Annotated in this window: 1 protein-coding gene; it reads right to left on the bottom strand. The window is 35.3% G+C overall.

Annotated elements, in window-relative coordinates; translation table 11 throughout:
- Positions 1-223: 223 nt before the first annotated feature.
- Complete coding sequence (locus tag D1831_RS14500; RefSeq protein ID WP_158610684.1) at positions 224-370, bottom strand: hypothetical protein; 147 nt, start codon at positions 368-370, stop codon at positions 224-226.
- Positions 371-447 lie beyond the last annotated feature (77 nt).

Raw genomic sequence — 447 nt, 5'->3', positions numbered from 1 at the left:
ATATATTTTGGTGTCGGAGTTTTTAAAATGTTTTTCTAAAATTGCTGACGGATTCAATTCAAAATTATGGCTGGCAAGCTAAATTAGCAATTCCTGACGTTTCTTATGCGTATTCTAAGCCGCTGTTGGAATGACTTGTAAATGACGAATCTTTAAATAATCAAAAATTGCGCTTTAAATCAACTCATGGGCTGATTTAAAGCGCAATTTTAGTTAGCCACCATTAAACGCTGCGCTTTTTAAAGCTATAAACTGCTAACGCTAAAAATACCACGGCGTAAACCACGTAGCCTAAAGTTAGTTCGGTCACGCTTAATTGAGTTAATACTTTTAAATGCTGATTACTAATTTGGGCACCCAGGTTCAGCATGTTTAATGGATTCCAACGTAACCAGGTAAATTTAGTAATCAATTGGATCTTGAGAATAAACTACCGACTAGTAAGAC

The organism is Lactiplantibacillus garii (genome assembly GCF_003885105.1).
Lineage (GTDB): Bacteria > Bacillota > Bacilli > Lactobacillales > Lactobacillaceae > Lactiplantibacillus > Lactiplantibacillus garii.
The sequence above is the reverse complement of the archived record's forward strand: the minus strand, read 5'-3'. Positions and strand labels throughout refer to the sequence as shown.